Origin of the sequence: Arcicella aurantiaca, from assembly GCF_003148625.1 — a bacterium.
GTDB lineage: Bacteria > Bacteroidota > Bacteroidia > Cytophagales > Spirosomataceae > Arcicella > Arcicella aurantiaca.
On sequence record NZ_QGGO01000064.1, the window covers coordinates 1 to 2,327 of the forward strand.

Annotated in this window: 1 protein-coding gene; it reads left to right on the plus strand. The window is 38.0% G+C overall.

The window, feature by feature from the left end:
- The coding region (locus LV89_RS24775) for a choice-of-anchor E domain-containing protein (RefSeq protein ID WP_146199269.1) at window positions 1-2,327 on the plus strand (2,327 nt) is incomplete at both ends.

The window sequence follows — 2,327 nt, forward strand, 5'->3', positions numbered from 1 at the left end:
GTAGGTTGTAAAGACAATACAACAGGTTGTGAAACTTTATCAAGCAACAGAGCAAATGTAAGCGTAGTTGTAAATCCTTTCCCAACCGCCCCAACTAATGCAACAAGTAGTAAGTCTGCTATTTGCGTTGGAGAAAGTGTTGTGTTAAGTGCATCTTGTGGAGCAAATGAAGCTGCACAATGGTACACAAGTGCAGGCGTATTATTCACTAACTTAACGGTTAGCCCAACAGTAACGACAGATTATTACGTAGGTTGTAAAAACACAAGTACAGGTTGTGAAACACCATCGGCATCAAGAGCAAAAGTTACGGTAACTGCCAATCCAGTACCATCAGCACCAACGGGAGTTACACCAAGCACAACAATTTGTGGAACAGGGGTAGTGAACTTGGTAGCGACTTGTAGTTTAGGAAAAGTTAATTGGTACAATGGAACAACTAAACTAAATTCTTCTCCGATTGCGTCAGGAATAGCATTCCCAGTAACTGTAAGTTCAACAACAACATATACCGCAAGTTGTATTGATGATAGCAAAACAACTCTTTGCGAAACAGCATCAGCTAACAGAGTAAACACAGTTATTACAGTAAATAGTAGCCCGACTCCTCCAACAAATGCAACAGCAAACAAAGCTGTAATTTGTTCAGGAGAAACAGTTACATTAAGTGGAACGTGTGTAGGAGGTACAACACAATGGTATGAAGGTTCAACATTGTTGACCAATCTTACATTTGTTTTGACTAATACTTTACCTACTCAAATTACAAAAACTTACTCAGTAGGTTGTAGTGTAACAAGTAATGGAGTAACCTGTGAAACACCTGCTGCAAACAGAGCTTTAGTAACCGTAAAAGTTAATCCAATTCCTGCGGCACCAACAGATGCTCAGAGTGATAAAAAAATAGTTTGTTCGGGTGAAACAGTTGTATTAAGTGCAACTTGTGTAAGTGGTACACCAAAATGGTATGACGGTTCAACGTTAATCACAAACTTGAGTCAAGTATTAACAAATACGACTTCAAGCCAAATCACTAAAACATTTACAGTTGGTTGTTCATTAGCAAATGGTGCAACTTGCGAAACTGACATCGCTGATAGAGCTTCTGTAAGTATTAAAGTGAATCCAATTCCATCTAAGCCAACGGCGGTAACTCAAAGTTCGGCAATTTGTGGACCTGGTACTGTAAACTTGAGTGCAACTTGTGCAACAGGAAAAGTAAACTGGTATAATGGAACAACCAAAATTAATGCAACTCCAATTGCATCAGGTGTTGCTTATCCTGTCACTGTGAATGGTACATCAACTTATACAGCAAGTTGTATTGATGAAACGGCATCTTGTGTAAGTGGTGCAACTAATACAGTTTCTTATTCATATAAAACACCATTCTTAACAACAGACTTGAATGATGTTGCTTTGGCATTGCCTAAATTTAATGATGAAGGTGGCTCAAAAACATTAACAAAAGTTGAGTTGAAATATGGTATTTTAGAAGGAACGAATTACCTACTTGAAAATTCAGCAGCGACAACTTCAACGTTTAGCTTTAAGATAAATGCAAATGCTTCAATTGACTTGGGAACAACAAATATTGCAACATTAGCGGCAGTATATTCTAACCCAACAGTTGTATTGCCTGCTGCTATTAGTGTTCCTGCTCAAGGTACTTTTGGTGGAGATGCTCCTTATGGTACATCTGGTACTTCTACCTTAATGGGAATGTTAAGCTGGTTAAATCCTTTCTTAGAAGATATTTATGTAAATCCAACAACTGATACTCGTTGGGTTACAAATGCAACAGGAAATGCTACGACAGATGATGATATTTATGTAATGACTCCTCAGACTTTCTCTTTGAAAGACTCAACTACATATACTGCAAATCTTTCTCAGTTTGTAGGAACAGGCACATTACCATTGACAATTTCTACTTTAAATGGTATGACAATGAATGGTGGTGGAGGAAACATCGTGAGTTTGAATAAAACAAAAGCTTATGGTTATGCTTCAATAATTTATACAGCAACTTGTTCATCGCCAACTACATTATATTGTGAAACCGCAACAGTTGATAGAGTTAGTACAACAATTACAGTTAATGCTAACCCAACAGCCCCAACCGATGCGAAGTCGAACAAAACAGAGGTATGTTTAGGAGAGACGATCGTATTAAGTGCAACTTGTGGAGCAGGAGAAGTAGCTAAATGGTACGACCAAGCAGGAGCAAGTTTAACAAGTTTAAGTTTTGCTCCAAGTCCAGCTAACACCTATAATTATTATGTAGGTTGTAGAAATACGTCAAGTAATTGTGAGACAGCAAGTGG